The 21,081-nt window shown below is 38.8% G+C and carries 15 protein-coding genes and 1 tRNA gene; 9 read left to right on the top strand and 7 right to left on the bottom strand.

The features are described from left to right. The first annotated feature begins 218 nt into the window (after positions 1-218). The 4 genes from QE382_RS17465 (at position 219) to QE382_RS17480 (ending at position 6,498) form a co-directional block, all read left to right on the top strand. Positions 219-893, top strand: a complete 675-nt coding sequence (locus QE382_RS17465; protein ID WP_307187053.1) for a TetR/AcrR family transcriptional regulator — start codon at positions 219-221, stop codon at positions 891-893. 188 nt (positions 894-1,081) lie between these two features. Beyond that, on the top strand, positions 1,082-2,380 hold the full coding sequence (locus QE382_RS17470; RefSeq protein ID WP_307187054.1) for a 4Fe-4S dicluster domain-containing protein: 1,299 nt from the start codon (positions 1,082-1,084) through the stop codon (positions 2,378-2,380). A 4-nt stretch (positions 2,381-2,384) separates the two neighbouring features. Beyond that, positions 2,385-3,182, top strand: a complete 798-nt coding sequence (locus QE382_RS17475; protein WP_307187055.1) for a (Fe-S)-binding protein — start codon at positions 2,385-2,387, stop codon at positions 3,180-3,182. Positions 3,183-4,134: 952 nt separating this feature from the next. Next, positions 4,135-6,498 carry a glycoside hydrolase family 127 protein gene (locus QE382_RS17480; RefSeq protein WP_307187056.1) on the top strand — a complete coding sequence of 788 codons (2,364 nt, stop codon included), beginning with the start codon at positions 4,135-4,137 and terminating at the stop codon, positions 6,496-6,498. Positions 6,499-6,546: 48 nt separating this feature from the next. On the opposite strand, the gene QE382_RS17485 is transcribed toward QE382_RS17480, so the two are convergent. Continuing rightward, on the bottom strand, positions 6,547-8,490 hold the full coding sequence (locus QE382_RS17485) for a glycoside hydrolase family 97 protein (RefSeq protein ID WP_307187057.1): 1,944 nt from the start codon (positions 8,488-8,490) through the stop codon (positions 6,547-6,549). Positions 8,491-8,798: 308 nt separating this feature from the next. On the opposite strand from QE382_RS17485, the gene QE382_RS17490 reads away from it, so the two are divergent. Both QE382_RS17490 and QE382_RS17495 read left to right on the top strand, forming a co-directional pair. Then, on the top strand, positions 8,799-9,467 hold the full coding sequence (locus QE382_RS17490) for a DinB family protein (RefSeq protein ID WP_307187058.1): 669 nt from the start codon (positions 8,799-8,801) through the stop codon (positions 9,465-9,467). A 3-nt stretch (positions 9,468-9,470) separates the two neighbouring features. Next, positions 9,471-9,923 (top strand): SRPBCC family protein, encoded by a 453-nt coding sequence (locus tag QE382_RS17495; RefSeq protein WP_307187059.1) that lies wholly within the window; start codon positions 9,471-9,473, stop codon positions 9,921-9,923. Between the two features lie 40 nt (positions 9,924-9,963). Here QE382_RS17495 and QE382_RS17500 read toward each other — a convergent pair whose 3' ends face one another. The 5 genes from QE382_RS17500 to QE382_RS17520 all read right to left on the bottom strand — a co-directional run bounded on the left by QE382_RS17500 (position 9,964) and on the right by QE382_RS17520 (position 15,700). Then, the gene (locus QE382_RS17500) at positions 9,964-10,989 is read right to left on the bottom strand and encodes a hypothetical protein (protein WP_307187060.1); all 1,026 of its coding nucleotides are present in this window, start codon (positions 10,987-10,989) and stop codon (positions 9,964-9,966) included. 290 nt (positions 10,990-11,279) lie between these two features. Next, positions 11,280-11,363: transfer RNA gene (locus tag QE382_RS17505), tRNA-Leu, on the bottom strand. A 74-nt stretch (positions 11,364-11,437) separates the two neighbouring features. Next, positions 11,438-12,316: a Ppx/GppA phosphatase family protein gene (locus QE382_RS17510; RefSeq protein WP_307187061.1), complete on the bottom strand. Its 879-nt coding sequence runs from the start codon at positions 12,314-12,316 to the stop codon at positions 11,438-11,440. 189 nt (positions 12,317-12,505) lie between these two features. Further along, a complete protein-coding gene (locus tag QE382_RS17515; protein WP_307187062.1) occupies positions 12,506-13,048 on the bottom strand; it encodes a hypothetical protein in 543 nt (180 codons plus the stop codon). A gap of 75 nt (positions 13,049-13,123) precedes the next feature. After that, positions 13,124-15,700, bottom strand: a complete 2,577-nt coding sequence (locus QE382_RS17520; RefSeq protein WP_307187063.1) for a phosphoenolpyruvate carboxylase — start codon at positions 15,698-15,700, stop codon at positions 13,124-13,126. Between the two features lie 334 nt (positions 15,701-16,034). Between QE382_RS17520 and QE382_RS17525 the strand changes: the two genes are divergently transcribed. Then, positions 16,035-18,227 (top strand): FUSC family protein, encoded by a 2,193-nt coding sequence (locus tag QE382_RS17525; RefSeq protein ID WP_307187064.1) that lies wholly within the window; start codon positions 16,035-16,037, stop codon positions 18,225-18,227. 31 nt (positions 18,228-18,258) lie between these two features. Beyond that, positions 18,259-19,242 (top strand): YpdA family putative bacillithiol disulfide reductase, encoded by a 984-nt coding sequence (locus QE382_RS17530; protein ID WP_307187065.1) that lies wholly within the window; start codon positions 18,259-18,261, stop codon positions 19,240-19,242. Here the strand turns inward: QE382_RS17530 and QE382_RS17535 are convergent. Then, entirely contained in the window at positions 19,235-19,849 is a 615-nt protein-coding gene (locus tag QE382_RS17535) for a TetR/AcrR family transcriptional regulator (protein ID WP_307187066.1), read from the bottom strand. The genes QE382_RS17530 and QE382_RS17535 overlap by 8 nt on opposite strands. A gap of 56 nt (positions 19,850-19,905) precedes the next feature. Between QE382_RS17535 and murB the strand changes: the two genes are divergently transcribed. Continuing rightward, the gene (murB, locus tag QE382_RS17540) at positions 19,906-20,970 is read left to right on the top strand and encodes a UDP-N-acetylmuramate dehydrogenase (protein ID WP_307187067.1); all 1,065 of its coding nucleotides are present in this window, start codon (positions 19,906-19,908) and stop codon (positions 20,968-20,970) included. Positions 20,971-21,081: the final 111 nt, after the last annotated feature.

Genomic DNA, 21,081 nt, shown 5'->3' on the forward strand with positions numbered 1-21,081 from the left:
ACAATTCCTCCAAAAAAGCTTTCCCTTGAGCCTAAAGAATGCGATAAACTAAAAATCTCATACTTGATTTTCTTGCATTTACCAGCTAAATTTTGGATATTGCTCTAGAAAAACAAACATATCTACCCTAATGAAAACTTCGTGGTCCCAAATTTGTTCTTTAACAGACAAATGAGAGGTGCCCAAGAATGCTTCTTCGTTAATTTGATTTTATTCGCATGAAAAAAAAGGTAATTGAGGATAATCCTAAAAAAGAAAGAAAGGTGACTTCCGGTCCTATTCGTGACAAGGAACGCACTAAGGCTCGAATGATCGCAGCTGTCGGAAAGGTAATTCAGAAAAAAGGATATCACGCATTGAATGGCCCTAATATTGCTTTGGAATGTGGGCTGAACAAAGCATTAATATGGAATTATTTTGGTGGTCTTGATCAGCTAGTGGAGGCTTACATGGCACAAAAAGACTTTTGGCAAATCGGAGATAAGGGAGTCTTAGAACAAATGGTGTCGAATCCGAGCTCCATAAGTATCTCGTCGCTAGAAGAATTACTTAAATCTCAGTTTAACACCTTTTTAAAGGATAAAACGAAACAAAAAGTCATTCATTGGGGATTAGGTGAGAAGACAAAAGCGTTAAAAAACATCGCTGAAAAAAGAGAAATGCTTGGCGAAGAATTGTTTAAACACATAGACGCGAGGTTCGAAAATTCGGAAAACGACCTCCGAGCGACATTTGCTATTCTGTTGAGTTCCATTAACTATATGAGCCTACAGGCGAAATCTACAGGCAGTACTTTTTTTGGTATCGATATCAATACCGAAGCAGGGAAACAAAGGATTGAAAAAACCGTGCGCAAAATTTTAGAGCAGACTTTCGCTGATGTCCACCGATAGACTAATGGGCTATAAATAAAGAAAACGTCCAAAGAGAATAATCATTTTTGGACGTTTTTCATTAGCACCCATTATCCTCATTTAAAATTTCAATAAAATATTGCGATATCTCCATTTTTGATTTATTTTTACTATGTTAGCATAACAAAATAATATAGTATATTTGTTTATAACCAAGATTCAAACATATGATAGGTCAACTGATATTTGCAGTTTGTTTCGCTGTAGCATTATTCCTTTTTAGCAAAAATGCTCGACAGATTTATCGGAATATCAAGCTGGGCCGTCCAGCGGATCGTTCGGATAATCCTGCAGAGCGTTGGAAGATGATGCTCCTTGTCGCCTTTGGACAAAAAAAAATGTTCAAGCGAATCTTTCCTGCAGTCTTGCATTTATTCGTATACCTCGGCTTTGTTATCATCAACATTGAAATGTTGGAAATTATCATAGACGGGCTATTCGGCACACATCGGATCTTTTCATTTTTAGGAAGCTTTTATAATTTTTTAATCGGAGCATTTGAATGGCTCGCACTCGGCGTGCTGCTATCGTGTATAATTTTCTTAATCCGGAGAAATATCGTTAAAGTAGCTCGTTTAAATAGCTTGGAATTGAAACATTGGCCCAAGGCGGATGCAAATATTATTTTAATCACAGAGATTCTTTTAATGTCGGCTTTTTTACTCATGAACGCTTCTGATCTTAAATTGCAGCTGTATGGCTATGCACATTTTACCTCAGTAGGTTCGTTTCCAATAAGCCATTATCTCCTTCCCTACCTTCCTGCTTCGACAGATACACTATTTTTGATAGAACGGTTTTGCTGGTGGTTTCATATTCTAGGCGTACTTGCCTTCTTGAATTACCTACCCTATTCTAAACATCTTCATATTATTCTAGCTTTTCCAAACACTTATTTTTCGAATCTGAATGCCAAAGGTAAGCTATCTAATATGCCTGCTGTCACCAATGAGGTAAAAGCGATGCTTGATCCTAATTTCAATCCGCCTTCCACAGATGCAAATGCACGTTTTGGGGCAAAAGATGTACAGGATTTGACCTGGAAGAATTTGTTGGATGCGTATACATGTACTGAATGTGGGCGTTGTACATCCTCTTGCCCTGCAAATATGACAGGGAAGCGGCTATCGCCACGAAAAATAATGATGGATACACGGGATCGACTAACTGAAGTCGGCGCTAATATCAGAACAAACGGGAGCTTTCAAGATGACGGGAAATCTTTAATTGATACGCATATCAGCCGAGAAGAATTATGGGCCTGTACGAGCTGCAATGCTTGTGTAGAACAGTGCCCCGTCAATATTAATCCCCTTGAAATTATAATTGAACTTCGTCGCTTTGCTATTATGGAAGAATCACAAGCTCCTTCGAGTATTAATAATATGTTTGGAAATATTGAGAATAACGGCGCACCATGGAAATATCCACAACTGGACCGCACTAATTGGACTCAACAAAAATAGTTTTATGGTGGACAATGAATTAAAAGTTCCGACAGTCGCAGAACTGTTGAATAAAGGAGAAACTCCGGATATACTATTTTGGGTTGGCTGTGCTGGCAGTTTTGATGAACGTGCACAAAAAATTACACGCGATATCTGCAAAATATTAGCACATGTTGGTTTAAAATATGCCATTTTAGGTACAGAAGAAACGTGTACCGGAGATCCAGCTAAAAGAAGTGGAAACGAATTTCTATTTCAAATGCAGGCCATGATGAACATCGAAGTACTAAATGGTTATGAAATTAAGAAAATAGTTACTGCCTGCCCCCACTGTTTCAATACATTGAAGAATGAATATCCCTCGCTAGGTGGAAACTATGAGGTCATTCATCATACACAATTGATCCAAAGTCTGATTGATGAAGGAAAATTGAAACCAGCTGACAACAATGTATTCAAAGGAAAGAAAATAACCTACCATGACCCGTGCTACCTTGGCCGTGCAAATGAAGTGTATGAAGCACCAAGAAAGGTATTGGAAAGCCTGGATGCCCAGTTGATTGAACTAAAACGCTGTAAGAGCAACGGGCTCTGTTGTGGAGCAGGGGGCGGTCAGATGTTTAAAGAACCAGAACCAGGAGTAAAAGACATTAATATAGAACGCATTGAAGAAGTCATTGATGCACGGCCTGATGTTCTTGCGGCAGCATGTCCTTTCTGTATGACGATGTTAAAAGATGGCGTAAAGATCAAAGAAAAAGAATCAGCGATTGAAGTCTTAGATATAGCAGAAATCACTGCACGAGCAAATCACTTGTAAATATATTGCCATAAGAATTAAAAGAGGCCCGATCATACGATCGGGCCTTTTGTGTAGGGAGAAGAATATCTCCTTTTCACGAGTAAATTAGGGGAATCCCAAAGCCGGTTAAAATATAGGGGATTCCCCCGAATCGAAGATCAGCGCTGTATTTTTGCTGACCAAACGACTCTAACATCTAGCCATAACAAAGATACACCCAATCGGTCGATCAATTGTTGTTCATTTCGTTAAAAATGTTGTTCAAAACTTGCCATTTATAAAAAAATGATCTGGATTAATAGCTATCCAACTTATTATTGGGCATTAAAGCTCTTTAATCTGGTCATAATTTCTATAGGGCTATCTGAAACAAAATTCAATTAGACCACATTTTTCGGATGTTTTATACCTAAGGAACGCCCGTTCTGAATGTGGGAACACAACAGCATACTTACTGTGCTGGATTAAGCAAAGCGCTTTTATACGACTTTTAAAGTTTGGTTTTAAGGTCTTTGAACTAAAAATGCCCGAATCAAGCGATCGGGCATTTTATCAAGGATAGAATCGATGCGCCTCTACAATGATTTACAAGGAGCTGTTCAGCATATAATTAACAAATGATTCAATCTAATCTGCTTTTTTCTAATAGGCTATTGAAAAAAAGATCTATTTTAGTAATGATTGTTGTCTAAGTATAGCTAAAAAACTAACGGATCAACTTTATTTTTCATAGGGTCTTACACAATATTAAAACACCCAAATTCCACTCAACTTTGAAATTACGCCTCATGATGATCACCTTATTCGCAAAAAATGATCTTCTATTTTAGAACAAAGAATTATAAATGTAAAAAAAACATTTAAAATAAGTAACACATTTAATATCTTTGATTTACCGTTCCTCTTATATAATTGCTAACCAGACAAGCTCATCAGATCTTGTTAAAAACACACGATAATTTCATTCGATATGATTTTAAAAAACAAATTTTTCCACAGCGTTCTTGCATGTTTATTTAGTTTGGCGCTTGACGCCCAAACAACACCCCGGTTAAATTATTTCGATTTAAGAGAGGTAAGGTTGTTGCCTGGTTTTTTTAAACATGCAGAAGATCTGGATATTAATTATTTATTGGAAATGGATCCAGACCGACTGCTGGCTCCCTTTTTGCGTGAAGCCAGTTTGCCACTGAAAAAAGAATCTTATACCAATTGGGAAAATACGGGATTAGATGGACATATCGGCGGGCACTATTTATCCGCTCTAGCATATATGTATGCTGCTACAGGAGATCGTCGTATCAAGGAACGCCTCGATTATATGCTCGACAACTTGAAACAATGCCAGGATGCAAACGGAAATGGGTATATTGGTGGTGTACCTGGGGGTCAAGTTATTTGGACGGAAGTTCAACAAGGCAAGATCAATGCAGGTAGCTTCAATCTGAATGGGAAATGGGTGCCACTATACAATATACACAAAACCTATGCGGGTCTACGGGATGCCTATGTTTTGACCGGAAATGAATCTGCTAAAAATATGCTTATTAAAATGACCGATTGGGCACTAAAGCTGATTAGTCAGCTTTCAGAAGCCCAAATACAGGATATGCTAAGGAGTGAACATGGTGGCCTAAATGAAACCTTCGCAGATGTCGCAGCTATTACCCAAAATAGCGCTTATCTCGAACTTGCCCGCAAGTTCAGCCATAAATCCATTCTCGATCCCCTTTTGCAGCGTGAAGACCATTTAACAGGACTTCATGCGAATACACAGATTCCAAAAGTTCTGGGTTTCAAACGTATTGCTGACCTTTCTCATGACGAAAAATCGGCGGAAGCCGTTAAGTATTTTTGGGACAACGTTGTTGAACAGCGCTCCATTTCCATTGGTGGAAATAGTGTGAGTGAACATTTTAATCCGACAGATGATTTTTCAAAGATGATCCACAGCATCGAGGGCCCCGAAACCTGTAATACATACAATATGTTACGCCTCACAAAAATGCTATACCAAACTGATCCGCAGGGCAAATATCTCGACTTTTATGAACGCGCTCTTTACAATCATATTCTATCGACACAACACCCCGAACATGGTGGATTAGTGTACTTCACACAGATCCGTCCGGGACATTATCGCGTTTATTCACAGACACAGACGAGTATGTGGTGCTGTGTTGGGTCAGGTATGGAAAATCACGCCAAATATGGTGAAATGATCTATGCCCATCGTAACAATGATTTATATGTCAATCTCTATATTCCTTCACGCCTAGACTGGAAGGAGCAAAATATGGAAGTTATTCAAGAAACAAAATTTCCGACAGAAGCAAACACAAACATACGAATCAATCCCAAAAAACCGACTTCATTCAGCCTGTTTATTCGTAAACCGGGCTGGTTAAACACTAATCCGAAGGTGTCTGTCAATGGTAAGCGCTACGAAAATTTCCAGTTGACGAATGAGCATATCGAAATCAAACGAACATGGCGAAAAGGTGATAGTGTTAGCGTAGAACTGCCTATGGAGATACATACTGAACAATTGCCCGATAAGAGTAACTATTACAGTATTTTATATGGACCTATTGTTTTGGGAGCTCGCACAGGACAGGAAAGCCTCACCGGACTGCAGGCAGATGATAGCCGAATGGGACACATCGCATCAGGAAAACAAATCCCTTTACGTGATCTTCCAGTCCTTAAGGCTGAGCCTAATAATATTCCAGCTCTTATAAAACCTATAGCATCCAAACCTTTGCATTTTACACTCTCGGATCTCTATATCGGAAAAGAAAGTCTTCAAATGGAACTCGAACCTTTTTTTGGTATTCATGATTCTCGTTATATGATCTATTGGCCTCAAGCTACAGCGAAAGAATTACAGGAATTACAGGATAAAATGAGTAGAGATGAAATAGAAAGTTTGGCTCTTAATGCCAAAACGGTCGATAAAGTAGTGGCTGGTGAACAGCAGCCAGAATCAGATCACTTTTTTCTCGAGGAAGGTAGCAATGCAGGAGCATTCGGCGATACGCGATGGAGAGATACAAAAAGCTGGTTTAGTTATACGATGAAAATAACACCAGAGACTAAACTGGTAGCAATCAAATTGCTGGCAGATAGCTCGCCACGGGTAACTGAAGTTATGATCAATGGTAAAACCATAAGTACATTGGAAGACAAGGATGAGAAGACACTTATTAAGACAATACGAATACCGCTTCCACAAGATGCTATAGATAAGACGAAAATAGAACTGAAAATTATGGCCGGGACAGCATCAACAAGTCACAAGATCTTAGAAGTCCGGACCCTTCTGCCGGATTAAAGGAAGCTTCCTAAAAGCTTCCTTTAATTAGCAGAGACGTGCTTGTGGCTATTTCCCTATTAAAACAGCAGCACCTTCGGGCTGTAATGTCAATTTGATTGTTTTAGCCTTAGAAAGTTGGATTTGTTTTTGTTCAGATGCACGCGCTGTATTGTCTTCGATCAGCTGTACCGTATCTGTGCTCAACATAGGTAATGTTACCGAAATAGTTTTTTCCTTACCCGCTGCGTTGATAGCAGCTACATACCATGTATCCGCCTTCCTCCGGGCAAGTACAACGTATTTACCGGGATAACCATCGATAAAAGTTGTCTCATCCCAGAGTGTTGGAACCTGCTTCATAAAATCAATTACATGGATTGGCATATCCTGTAAGTTATTCGGTGTCAAACCAAAATTTTGAACCGGATTCTGAAATAAGACAGCGGTTGCTATTTGGAAAGTTTCCGTTGTCTTGCGGATAGTACCGCCATTATTTTCGCGGTTATGGCGCTTGTTCAACAAAACCGGGCCAAAGTCCATGGCGGCAACTGAGTTGCGAATAAAAGGATGCAACGTCGCGTTAAAAGCTTCCATATCGTTTGCCTGTTGTGTAAAAATTAAGTTTTCAGAAGCTAATACGGCTTCGCTACCCGCAAAATTCGGGTACATTCGCTCCCACCCTCTAGGTAAAGTACATCCGTGAAATATAACGGTTAATCCATAATCATTAGCATCCGAAAGAATATCCTCGTATAGCTTAAGTGTTTCCTGTTTATCACCTCCAAAAAAGTCGACTTTAATGCCTTTAATACCGATTTGCTGCATCCATTGCATCTCCGCCTTACGTGCGATGGATGTATTCATTTTATTTTTAGGTGTTTGTGGCGCATCGTTCCAGTATCCATTTGAGTTGTACCATAAGCAAATACCGACTCCACGCTCTTTTCCATAAGCAACCAGTTGTTTAATTTTGGCAGGACCAATCTTTGTATCCCACCAATTGTCTATTAAAACAAATTCATAACCCATTGCGGATGAAAGATCTATAAACTTCTTTTGGTCTTCAAAATTTATACTACCGTCTTGCCATTCCAACCAGCTCCATGTTGCCCGTCCGAATTCGTATTGCTTCGAAGGCTTATACTGAGGCTCGACGACATCGAAGGGAATGGTGGTTTCGACAATGGGTTTTAAATTACTTCCAACAGTTAGCGTTCGCCAAGGTGTATAACCAGGTAATGAAATCGTAGGAGCCGCCCGTCCAATACCATTATTCTCCCCATCTGCTGGAAAAGCTATCTTATAAAGCCCATCCTTCGTACCCTCACTTAATTTAGATCCACAATACGCACTTGATACGCCAGTTTCTGAAACAAGTACCCATCCGCGATCTCCGACATGAAAGAGTGCTGGGAAAGTGAAGCCCACACCATATTTTGAAGGCAGTCCCAAACGCTGATCTGTTTGATACCCCTCTTCATAACTTGGTTTTGTCTTCATCCAACCGATCATTGGAGGAGCCTGAGCTGTCAAAAATGTCGTTGTAAATATTGGAAATTTAAATCCACTCTCTTCTTTTATCAAGGCAAAGTTGGCCGGCTCCCCCATCTGAGGAACATAGTATCTGAACGCAATATTGTTATTGCTTACTCTAAAAGTAACCTCTATCTGCTGCTTTGAAGGATTCTCTAAGCGGTAATGCAGCTCATTTGCCTGATACGTGACCTGACTGCGCTTTATTTTTAATTCGTTATAATTAGTGGAGATTTCTGACCTCTTTTCCGCTATTGGCCGCAGACTATCAATTAAATTAATCGTACTGCTTTGGAGTCCAAGCGGTGAAGCTTCCAACATAGTCTTTCCACCTAATTCAACTTCATAAAAGAGATTGCCATTTCTGAGATTCACTTTAACGGTTAAAGCGCCATCCGGACTAGATACCGATGTCTGTTGTGCTAAAGCAACTGTGCTGGTTAATGACACCACACACAATAAAATGTACCGCTTCATTGTTGATCGTCTAAAAAGGTGCCTATAAATATTATTAAACATAGATTTATTAAATTGTAGGTCTGTTATTATGCTAAAGATAAGCTTTTTATTTATAAATGTACAACCAACACTTATTATCGAATAGTTCCTTTTCATACTAACTTGTACCACTACGACCGACAAATCATTGTTATGGATAGAAATGTGGTAATAATGGCTTTTTCTTATCCTATGGCAAGTTATAAAAAACAAAAATGCATTATAATTGTAAAGAAGTAGTGACATTTATTTTTAATCCTAAAATGTGTTAACTTATGAATCTAATTATGAACATGATAGCAATTGCCAGTGTAGCAACGGCTTCCTTAGCGCCCCCAATAGCTGAACTCTCCTCATTGGTCATTCAGAACCATCAAAGCATTGCTTTTTTGCAAGAAAGACAGACATTAAAAGCTGAGTACGTCGGAACTGACTCGCTACTGCAATACTTTAATCAAACAAGTGCAGAACTTGAAAGACAAGTTGCTGGACTAAGCGAGGCCCAACTCCAGTTTAAGCCCACATCCGACAAATGGTCTATCAGCCAATGTCTTGAGCATATTATCCGCTCGGAACGGATGATATTTGACATGGCGAAGAAGGGCCTAAATCAAGATCCCCAACCTGAAAGAAGGAATGAAATCAAATTGACAGATGAAAATCTTAAGAATGCCCTCACGGACCGGAGCCAAAAATATCAAGCGCCCAAGGAACTTCAGCCCGAAGGGATTTATAAAAATGTAAGAACTGCACTCACTGATTTCAATGCAACTCGCCAACCCGTGCTTGATTATATTAAAAAGGCTGATGTAGAAGATCTCAGAAATCATGTCAGCGATTCTCCGACTGGTCCCATTGACGGTTACCAAGCTTTGATGTTTATTGCAGGACACTGTGCACGTCATACCAAACAGATCGCAGAAATAAAAGCAAATCCAAACTTTCCTAAAAAATAGAAAATGAAGAAACTGACTTATCAAATTAAGATTAACGCTCCTGTCGCACGTGTTTTTAAAACAATGCTCGATAAAGCAACCTATAAACAGTGGACAAGCGCATTCAATCCAAGCTCTGATTTCGAAGGTATTTGGGAGCAGGGCCAAAAAATTAATTTCATCGGAATCAATGAACATGGTGAGAAAGAAGGGATGATCGCGGAGATTGCAGAATATATTCCCAATACATTTGTATCGATCAGGCATTTGGGCATCTTGAATAAGGGTCAAGAAATATTATCGGGTCCTGCTGTCGAGGATTGGGCCGGCGCACTGGAAAATTATTCTTTTACCGCTATCGAAGGAAACACGGAATTGAAAGTAGAAGTAGATACGAACAACGACTTCATCGACTACTTTAATGAGGTTTGGCCGAATGCATTAAAACGCTTGAAAAATCTGAGTGAAATGGAATAAAATAGTATCGCTACTTATTTCCTTTCTATTTTTGTCTCGTTTACTTTTGTTTTTTAACCCTTATGTCAAATATATTGTAATACCGCAACGTGCTATAATCCTGAAGACTCATAAAGTCATAGGTAAGAGGATAATTAAAACTATTTTCCGTTTGCTTTATATAGAAAAGCATATCAATCAGTGCCGTTTCGATGGCTTTTGCTCCTGTTGGATATTGAATAAAGCTGCTCTTTCCGCCACCACGGTAGTAGAGCAGTAGCTTACTGCAATCAAGTACCTTAATATCTAATTCATCCAGTGGTTTGTTATCCAATATTTTATCTATAGCTGTATTTAAGCTTAACCGTGTTGAATCCGTTTCTCCCATCAGAATCGTATGCGTACCGTAAGTTACTGAGGAGAGTACGTAAGGAGAATAACCAGCCTTGGTAAAAACAGCCACTTCAGCGTCTGGATAAGCATCATGATATTCCGTATAATCGATAAATAGGGTGAGTTTATTGATATTGCTTACCCGCAGTGTACTATTTGTTTTGTTAATTGTCGTTGAGTCGCCCCTCTTTACCAGCGACAATATTTTTTTTACATCTTTTGAGTTACCGAGATATCCTTGTATTTGGGCATAATCTTCAAATGTACTGGAACTGAATATTATGCTGCTCACCTGTTTCGATTTTTCGAACTTATTTGCATAATTAAGAACATTATTATAACTAGGTTCAAAAAATCCCAAATCGACAGATGCGTCGTTATGAGATAAAAAATGGAATTTTACTTTTTTTCCCTTAGATTCCAGACTTTCCAAACGGGGACCTTCTATCGTATCCTTGAGGTCCCATATACCACCTAAGTAAATCTGCTCATCAATGTTGTCATCGGCAAAAAGTTCACTCATCTGTAACTGTACTTTCCGAATTTCGTACTTATCGTTTGGAAAAGTAGGTTCATTTTTCGTGGTATCTGTAGGTACCACCACAGGTGGTTCTACTTTCGGGTCGATGGGATCTTTGGTACAGCTGAGCCATACAAGTGAGCTGATAAGAAGCAAAAGATTTCTAGTAAGCATAATAGCGTTTTAATGGGCTAGTTCTACTATCGGTATTAAATAAACGACATGTATCTATTATCAGAAAAATTAAATTTAATAACCTAATATAACGTTTATTTTATACAAATCCAACATATACCCAAACATTATTAAATTGTTGTCAAAATAACAACCTCTTAAATTTTGGATATTGGATAAAGTACTGTGATGCTGTTAGCACAGCTGAACATTGAAAATATAGAAGATGTAACGGATTTTTACGCATAAAAAAAGCAGACAAACTCAATTTATAGAGTTGTCTGCTTAAGTGCCCAGGAGCAGATTCGAACTGCCACGCCCATACGAGCGCCACCCCCTCAAGATGGTGCGTCTACCAATTTCGCCACCTGGGCTTATGTTCACCTTTGATATCACAAAAATAAAGAATTTTAAGTCTTTTCCAAGTCGAAAATAGCTTTTTAAAGCATTATTTTACTAAATTCCTATTGATCAAGGTTCTAATTACACCGTCAACAAGCCCAACTCTCGGTACGATGATTTGTTTAAGACGCCCGTGCTTCATAATCGTCAGGAAAATTTCACTCGCGGGTATGATGACATCTGCACGGTCTTCGTTTAAACCCAATAACATTATACGTTCTTTTAGAGAAAATGACGATAAATGGTCATACACAGCTTTTAATTTGGCATAGGATAACGGCTTATCCAATTTTTCATTGGAAAGACGCGCAAGCTTATTAATATTACCGCCCGTACCAATGCCAATCACCTGCTTATACATATGTGTATTACTTCGCACCCATTCTTTCAATTCATCCCAGGTTTCGGCCTTGTCCTGATTATCCAGAATTCGAATTGTTCCTAAATTAAAAGACCTCGAGTTGACCAAAATACCGTTAGCAAACAACGACAATTCTGTACTACCACCGCCTACATCGATGTAAAGGTAAACTTTATCCTTTTCCATCTTATTATCCCAGTGGCTATTGTAAATAATCTCTGCTTCCTTTGCACCTTCTATAATATCGATGTTTATACCATTTTTTTTCACCTCAGCAACAATGTCAGCTCCATTCCTCGCATCACGCATAGCGGAAGTGGCGCAGGCTATATAATCTTCCACGTTATATACGTCCATCAGTTCACGGAATGCCTTCATTGTTTTTACCAAACTTTCTGCCTTACGTGGCGATATTTCCTGATGAATAAAAGCATCATCCCCCAAACGAAGCGGAACACGTAGCAGTGTAGTTTTCTTAAAATTATATTGGTCTTTTTGTCCTATAATGTCAGCTATCAAAAGTCGAACTGCATTGGAGCCTATATCTATTGCGGCGTATCTCACTTTATATAAAATTTCATTAAATTATGCTAAAATAAACACAGTAATTAAAAACTATGTTATACGAATGTTAAGTTATCATTAATTTAACAAACAACAAACGATTATTGGAAAGAGTTTACTCAGAAAAAGCCATAAAAAAAGAGTATCCACGTACATGAATACTCCTTTTTCATTTCTTTAGCCTATTGCTTAGTGATGATGTTCTTGAACTTTACCACCGGCTAACGTATAGATTTCTTCTACTTTTTTCAAAGATTCTTCCGAAACATGAATCACATCCTTATTCGTGTTATGCTCTTCATGCGATAATCTTGTATTAATTTCTCCTTGTTTTTCAACCACAAGTGCTAAAAATGCTTTATCATTGAATGCGGACGTACTATCTGAACCTATTGACGCTGGGATCTGAAATGCAGGAACACCGCGTTGTGCGTCGCCAACATGCAATTCCTTCGCTAGATTGTCTAATTCTGGTAACACGGCTGCGTATGCTTCTTTAATCTTAGCAGCTACATTTTTCACCTCAGCTGAAGTAGATTGCTTTGCTGCTACATCGGCAAGATTTACCAGGTAGTTTCCATTTTCGCCAACGAATTTAATCATTGCAAATGCATCACCATCTGCTAACGAAGCATTCGCATATTGACGCTGTCTATCTTCAGCAGTTTGTCCACAAGATGCAAATAATGTACTTGCACAAGCCGCAACAATAAATAACTTATTAATCTTCATATCAATTTTGTTAACTATACAAAAGTAGATAAAATATATGTTCTCCGAAACCCTATCATTGAAAAGAAAGAAAAATTACGCAACATTTCTTCCCGCATTCACTACCCCAAAGATTGTGCGTGCAATTAATTTCGAATAATCTTCACGTTGTGCGTCCGTCAGCTGATCCGAATTCAATGCACGTATAGCAAAATGCTGTATAACCAATAACGGCAGCACAATTCCTTCCCGCGCTAAAATAGACTCACGATCTACTGGATAATTCTCCATCAGTTTTGACGTTCCACTAAGTTTCAACAGGTATTCTTTGGTGATCTGATATTCGGCGTACAGTGATTTCCAAAAATCACCATAAATAGGATCGTCTTTCATGTAAGCGGTAATGTCAAAATTGGATTTTGTCATCGACATCATACAGTTATCGATCAATGTCTGGAAAAATCCCGAAGAAACATACAATTGCTGTACATCCTTCCAAAGGTTATTTTTTTCCGCCCATTGCAGTGCAGTTCCTACCCCATAAAATCCAGGAATATTTTGTTTCAGCTGGCTCCATGAGGTCACAAAACTAATCGCGCGCAGATCTTCCAACCGCAACTCACGTCCTGAATTACGTTTAACAGGTCTACTTGAAATATTGATCGATGATAACGCTTTCAATGGCGACATGGTTTCCAAATAAGGCAAAAATAATTCATTCGTGCGGAGATCCATAAACTTATGGTGACTTAGCTCAGCCAGTTTATCAATGATTTCCTGTTGATGTTTCGTTAATGTGTCGCCCACACGTTGTTTCAAGTCAGAAATAATTCCGGCATGTAACAATTGCTCGATATTAAATCGCGCTGTATCTAAAGAACCGTACTGACTACTGATGGTTTGTCCCTGAATCGTCAACTGAATATGATCATTTGCAATTTCTTTTCCCATAGATGCATAAAAACGTTGTGTTTTTCCTCCACCACGGGCTGGCGGGCCACCACGACCGTCAAAAAATACCAGATCTACTTCATACTCGCGTGATATCGCCGTAAGTTCGATTTTAGCACGATAAATCGACCAATTCGCCATCAGATACCCACCGTCTTTCGTGCTATCGGAATAGCCCAACATGATCGTCTGCTTATTTCCTCTTCGTTTTAAATGTGCTTTATACTCCTTATTACTGTACAAGGTTTTCATTACATCTGCGGCCCTAGTCAAGTCATCAACAGTTTCGAACAAAGGCACAAAATCTATCGTCAAAGCCTCTTTTTTCCATCCTGACCATAAAAATAGTTGACGGAGTCCCAAGATGTCACTGGCCTGTTGGCAATTACTAATGATAAAGCGTTGCGCTGCTCGCTCAGAACCCGAACGCTGGATATCTTTCAATAATTTTATCACTCCTGAAGTATCCTTCGTCAACGCATCAGCATCCTCTCCTACCGTCAAGTCAAGTTCTTTGAATTTTAACGCCTTTTGCTTATCACTTTCGCTCAGTGTTAGGTAATCCAATGGCATCCCGGTCTTCTCTTCGTTGTGCTGGATCAGATAATTGGTAGCCTCACGCAATATGCGGCTATCTTGTCGGATATCCAATGTAGTGAAAAAACAACCAAAAGTCATCACTTTGCGGAGTAAATCATCAACAATCTCAACGAAAAGACCATTGTGGTATTCCTCTAAAACATTTTTTATTGCTTTTAGATTAGCGATAATATTGTCGGTTTCGTCCACAGGATGATCAACTGGATTAAAGCTATTTTCGTAGAACAATGTTTGCAGATTCTCCATATATTCTTCAACTCCACGAAAGGTGATCCGGCGCCTAACAATACGAAAATCCCTATAATAACATCTAAATAAAATAGTACGTAATAGGGCTGCAACTTTCTTGGTACTCTCCACACTTACGTTTGGATTACCATCACGGTCTCCTCCCGGCCAAAAGCCCAATTCGATCAATTGCTTTACTTCCTCTGTCTCCACATTCAGTTCATCATCAATGAACGACTGAATCTCCGAAGCGACTTTATAAAACACATTTTCCAAAAACCAAGCTAAACTCGCAGCCTCATCTACTGGAGTGGGTTTATTTTTGTTAATGAATGGCGTCTTACCCAATTGCTGGAGCAACAAGTGAATACTGTGGATGTCATTGGTTTTGATTGCATCAATTAGGTCGTTTATAATCCCCAATACTGGTCCGGGATAAAACTGGGTAGGATGTGCAGTCAACACGAGACGCACAGAAAAATCCTTCAATTTAGAAACGATCTTACGGCGCATATCATCACTGCCTTCGGCATTCTTAATCAATGCTCCCAAAACGTTTTCATCATCGCCACGGCCGACCATCTGAAATGAAGAATCTTCGATCGCGTCAAATAAGACGACCTGACGCTCTATGTATTGAACAAATCGAAACAACAAATCGATACGTTGCTCTTCCGAAGAAAATTCCTCATGCTGATCGAAGAAACTTTTTATGATCTCATCAGGAGTTAAATGCTGATCGACACCCTTTTCACATTGCTTTGCAAAAAATGGCAATAAAGTTCCGGTATCTTTAACACGTTGAAAAGGCAATGTTAAAAACAAACTTTTGAAAAGCTCAAAGCGTGTCAATACCTCGTCCTGAAAGACGGCTTCATTTTTACTTTGCTTCATATTTAAATCTTTGAAAGTGGTCAAGAGAGTTTAGGTGACTCTTGAAATTCTGTAATATCTCTGAAATTACCCTATGCCTCCAAATATAATAATATTATATTTAAACAAATAAAAAAATATAAATTGATCAAAAAAACAATTATATAATTATAAACATACTAAAAAACACTACTGATATTGCTATCCTTAGCTCACCATAAACACTAAAAATTAAGCTTATTCATCTGCTACACGGATACAAATGAACCTGCAATTTACAGCACTTATGGAGTATTATCGAAGAACAATTGTTTTTAATATGAAACGCAATTTATCTAAGTTTGTACTATACATTATGAAACAGACACAAGAAATAAAAAGTTTTTTCTACAGCCAATATTTTGCTGATGGACTCCGAATCACTATCGGATGTATCGTGCCTGTCCTTATATTTGCTACTTTCGGACAGTTTACCAATGGAACAATCGTTTCCTTGGGTGCCCTTCTAGTGGGCCTTTCCGATACACCGGGAGCCCCCACCCACAGAAGGAAAGGGATGATTGCAGGAGCAATTTTAACTACGTTAACGTTTATTCTGACCAATTTAGTTAATCAAAATGTATATCTACTAGCAGTATTCATCGGCATGGCCTGCTTTATATTCGCCATGTTTGCGGTATTCAATAGCAGAGCTGCCAATGTCGGTCTCATGTGTATTCTGATGATGTTGATTCATGTACAGATTCACTACCCCATCGCCGAAGCCATCAACTATTTAGGCTTTTATACATTAGGAGGATTATGGTATATCGCCATCAGTCTTTCCATCACGCAGGTTCGCCCTTACCGGTTGGCTGAACAGGAACTATCGGAAACGATCCGTTATGTCGCAGATTATATCCGGTTGAAAGCTAATTTTTACGATGCCAAAATCGATAATGACAAAAATTACCTGAAGCTTATTGAAAAACAAGTTGAAGTCAATCAGCATCAGGAAAACTTACGGGATGTATTGTTTCAGAGTAAACGATCGATTAAAGATACCACTAAAGTAGGACGTTACCTAACACTCGTTTTCAACGATATCGTTGACCTCTTTGAGCAAAGTATGGCAGCGCATTATGATTATAACGCCATCAGTGAGCGCTTCGGCCCCACGGGAATCTTAGAGGATTTCAAAAATGTTATCTTAAAGTACACCAACGAACTTGACAATTTAGCGTATCAGCTCAATACAAATACTCAACCTAAACCATTATATGATTTCGACGCTGATCTCAGCCGTCTTCATGCTAAAATCGATCAGCTGGATAGAAGCCAGCAGTACAGCACGTTCGCTTTACGCAAAGTATTAATCAATTTGCGCGATCTCGTCCGCCGAATCAGAAATATATACGGCTACTCACATCTACAGCCGGATGATGTCAAACGAAAAGAAATTGATGATGCAAAACGCTTTGTCCAGAGCTCCGCGATCGATTTAAAAAAGTTTCGTGAAAACCTTACTTTAAAATCGACTATATTTCGACATGCCTGCCGGATGGCAATTGTCATGTCGATCACTTATTATGTGTTTGAAGTAACCAATATCACCAACAATGTATACTGGATCCTGCTCACGATTATGGTGATCTTAAAACCTGGCTTTGGACTCACAAAAGAGCGAAATATTCAACGGCTTATCGGAACCACAATAGGTGGGCTCATAGGAGCTCTTATCCTCTTAACCATTCATGACCCCACTGTGCTATTCGTACTGTTGGTATTCTTTTTTCTAACGGCATACAGCTTGTTCCGAGTCAATTATGTTATTGCCGTACTTTTTATGACACCATATGTATTAATTATGCTGAGCTTTGTCAGTGCCAATACCTTGGATGTCACAAAAGAACGAATATTGGATACTTTTATAGGCGGTATGATCGCGTTCCTATCCAGCTATGTTATTTTCCCTAATTGGGAAAGCATGCAAGTCAAAGAATCCATGCGTAAGCTACTGATCGCCAACTACAATTACATCGTTCAGGCGTTGAAAGAAATTGCAGGCCAAGCACCTTCTGTCACCGATTATAAATTGACCCGCAAGGCTGTCTATGTAGAAACGGCCAATATGGGTTCTACATTCCAACGGATGCTGACGGAACCAAAAAAACGTCAAAAATATACGAAGGAAGTCAATAAATTCGTCATATTCAATCATATTTTAGCTTCATTCTCGGTGACTCTAATGAACCATCTTGACGAAATGGACAATAATTATATCAATAAAGATCATGTTCGGGCAATTCGAAAAATCTTAAGCTCACTTGAACAATCCATTCAGCTCCTACATTCTGAGGATAGCGCAAAGGAATTCGTTCCTTTGACCATCGAGATTCCCAATGATCGATTTGCCCATGCAGACACCAGTTCAGTAGATGGACAGCTCCTGACCGAACAGTTAGAGTTTTTAGGTAAAATTGCTCAAGATCTACATAAAATTGTTCAGGATCTTCACGCCAAAAGCACAGCAATGTCAGAAAATGATCTGCAAAAGGCATTAAGCTGATTTATTCTATAAAATTATCGACATTTACATCATGAGTGATAGCATGACACAGTACGACCTGATTATAGTTGGCGGCGGGCCAATTGGCTTAGCTTGTGCCCTCGAAGCGAAAGAATCAAATTTAAATTATCTTATCCTTGAAAAAGGCTGTTTGGTTAATTCTCTTTATAATTATCCCCAGAATATGACTTTTTTCTCTTCATCCGAAAGATTAGAAATTGGAGATATTCCTTTTGTAACAACCAATCCTAAGCCCAAACGGATGGAGGCTTTGGAGTATTACAGACGTATACAGCAAAAGTTCGCCCTAGACACCCACCTCTTCGAAGAAGTACTTGATATCAAGCAGGAAGGATCCGGATTTTTAGTTACCAGCAGCAAAAGGATGTATTTGAGCAAAAAAATCATTATTGCAACCGGCTTTTATGACATTCCGATGTTGCTCAATATTCCGGGCGAAGAACTTCCCAAAGTCAGGCATTATTACGATGACCCGCATTATTATAGCAGTCAAAAAGTAATTGTTGTGGGGGCTAGTAATTCATCTATTGATGCTGCGCTGGAAACTTTTCGAAAAGGAGCTCAAGTTTCTTTGGTCATCCGTAGTAGCGCAATTAGCCATCGGGTAAAATACTGGGTAAGACCTGATATTGAAAATCGAATTGCTGCGGGGGAAATTGATGTCTATTATAATAGCTGCTTGACCGAAGTAACACCGACTTCTGCGCATATAAAAACCCCAAAGGGTACTATCGAACTCGAAAATGACTTTGTGCTGGCTTTAACGGGATATCGACCCAATTTTGATTTTTTGAAAAAGATCGGGATTGACATTCCATTAGAAGCGCCTTGTATTCCAAGTCATAATGAAAATACGATGGAAACAAATGTAGCGGGAATCTATCTAGCAGGTGTAGTTTGTGGTGGCTTAAATACTCACCTATGGTTTATCGAAAATTCACGAATCCATGCCAAACAGATTATCGGACACATTCTTCAATCAACACTCACTTAACCTGAAATCGTAAGCCATTTAAGAAGATTTTCATCATTTTCTTTTGCAAACTGAGGATATGATCGAATTCCTCTTTTGTGGGAAATAACATGTTTTTCATATCTTTCAGTATGCCCATACGCATCCCGAACAGCGAGTATAAAAGAATTCTCGCCGTTTCATTGATATCTTCAACCTGTATTTCTCCAGCATCGATACCGATCTTCAGAATCTTCTCAATAATTTCAACTTCCCGAAGATAAGACTCCTTAAACACCTGCTCCAATTCATCGGGGAGTTCTTTCACCATCTTCATGGTATATTCAAACAAATTATAATATTGATTGATAATTTTGACACGCATATCAATGGAGTACATCATGATTTCCTCGAAATCGCCACCTTTCCCTATGACATCCTCCAGATCCTCGATCATTTTATCAATTACATATTCGAAGACAGCAGAATATAAGCTATTTTTGTCTGGAAAATAGTAATACAGCAATGCTTTTGAAAAATTGAGATCTTTGGCTATTTCCGACATCGTTGTCTTAGCCATTCCGAAGTGTGCAAAGCGCCTTGTCGCAGCCTCTAGAATTTTGATTCTTTTTACATCAGCATTACCCATTAAACTTATATTTTTTATCGTTAAATAAACGGTTTATACTATCTTTACCGATTATCATGCTAAAGATAGCTGATTTATTTGAATTTCTGAAAATTAAAGTCAATATGGAGTTAAACGTTCAATCGAATATTTCTTTAAAACCTTTCAATACGTTTGGAATAGAGGAAAAGGCAAATTTCCTCATTGAAGTGAATGATAATGAAACATTGACCGAAATTTTTAAAAACAACATTTTTAAAGACAATTTTTTTGTTTTGGGAGCTGGAAGCAATGTTTTGTTCACCAAAGCTTTCGAGGGATATATCATCCACATGACAAGCAAAGGCATACAGTCAAGAACTGATGGCAACGATGTCTATGTAACAGCGCAAGCGGGAGAAATCTGGAACGACTTCGTCTGGTATTGCATTGAGCATAATTACGCTGGCGTCGAAAACATGGCGCTGATTCCTGGAACTGTAGGCGCCTCTCCTGTTCAAAATATAGGTGCTTATGGAACAGAATTAATGTATATCTTCCACGAATGTCAGGCTTTTGATACACGTACAGGTAGCTTTATACTATTCCAGAAAGAAGATTGCTGCTTTTCATACAGGGATAGTATCTTTAAAACAGCACATAAGGGCCGGTTTATTATTACTCAAGTAACCTATAAACTCAGCCTAACCCCTCATCTCAATACGAGTTATGGCGCAATAGAAGCGGAGCTTGATAAAGAAAACATAACCAATCCAAGTATTGCCGATATTGCAACCGTTGTCTCTAAAATACGTGTGGAAAAGCTGCCCGACCCGAGTACAGTCGGAAATGCAGGAAGTTTTTTTAAAAATCCCATAGTAACTGAATCATTCTTCGCCACGCTCCAAAAGGAATACCCAACTATTCCGCACTATCCCATGCCCAATAATGAAACAAAATTAGCTGCAGGATGGTTAATAGAACAATGCGGTTGGAAAGGAAAAACGTATGGACAAGCGGGTGTATGGAAAAATCAGGCACTTGTACTAATAAATAGACAAAACGCTAGTGGACAGGAAATTTACCAGCTGTCGGAACATATTATAAGCGACGTAGCCGATAAATTTGGGGTTACGCTAGAGCGTGAGGTTAATTTGTTATAAAACCCCTAATTAATTTGTGTTAACCTTTCACAAGTTAAAGTGGATAAGAAAAGCGCTCCCACGGGCTATAGAATCACTTTTAGCTAATTTTATTTACTTAAAGTTAGTCTT

Source organism: Sphingobacterium zeae (assembly GCF_030818895.1).
GTDB lineage: Bacteria > Bacteroidota > Bacteroidia > Sphingobacteriales > Sphingobacteriaceae > Sphingobacterium > Sphingobacterium zeae.

Coding starts and splice junctions, on each gene's coding strand:
- QE382_RS17465 (WP_307187053.1), top strand. CDS start 219: ATGAAAAAAAAGGTAATTGAGGATAATCCTAAAAAAGAAAGAAAGGTG.
- QE382_RS17470 (WP_307187054.1), top strand. CDS start 1,082: ATGATAGGTCAACTGATATTTGCAGTTTGTTTCGCTGTAGCATTATTC.
- QE382_RS17475 (WP_307187055.1), top strand. CDS start 2,385: ATGGTGGACAATGAATTAAAAGTTCCGACAGTCGCAGAACTGTTGAAT.
- QE382_RS17480 (WP_307187056.1), top strand. CDS start 4,135: ATGATTTTAAAAAACAAATTTTTCCACAGCGTTCTTGCATGTTTATTT.
- QE382_RS17485 (WP_307187057.1), bottom strand. CDS start 8,490: ATGAAGCGGTACATTTTATTGTGTGTGGTGTCATTAACCAGCACAGTT.
- QE382_RS17490 (WP_307187058.1), top strand. CDS start 8,799: ATGAACATGATAGCAATTGCCAGTGTAGCAACGGCTTCCTTAGCGCCC.
- QE382_RS17495 (WP_307187059.1), top strand. CDS start 9,471: ATGAAGAAACTGACTTATCAAATTAAGATTAACGCTCCTGTCGCACGT.
- QE382_RS17500 (WP_307187060.1), bottom strand. CDS start 10,989: ATGCTTACTAGAAATCTTTTGCTTCTTATCAGCTCACTTGTATGGCTC.
- QE382_RS17515 (WP_307187062.1), bottom strand. CDS start 13,048: ATGAAGATTAATAAGTTATTTATTGTTGCGGCTTGTGCAAGTACATTA.
- QE382_RS17520 (WP_307187063.1), bottom strand. CDS start 15,700: ATGAAGCAAAGTAAAAATGAAGCCGTCTTTCAGGACGAGGTATTGACA.
- QE382_RS17525 (WP_307187064.1), top strand. CDS start 16,035: ATGAAACAGACACAAGAAATAAAAAGTTTTTTCTACAGCCAATATTTT.
- QE382_RS17530 (WP_307187065.1), top strand. CDS start 18,259: ATGAGTGATAGCATGACACAGTACGACCTGATTATAGTTGGCGGCGGG.
- QE382_RS17535 (WP_307187066.1), bottom strand. CDS start 19,849: ATGGGTAATGCTGATGTAAAAAGAATCAAAATTCTAGAGGCTGCGACA.
- murB (WP_307187067.1), top strand. CDS start 19,906: ATGCTAAAGATAGCTGATTTATTTGAATTTCTGAAAATTAAAGTCAAT.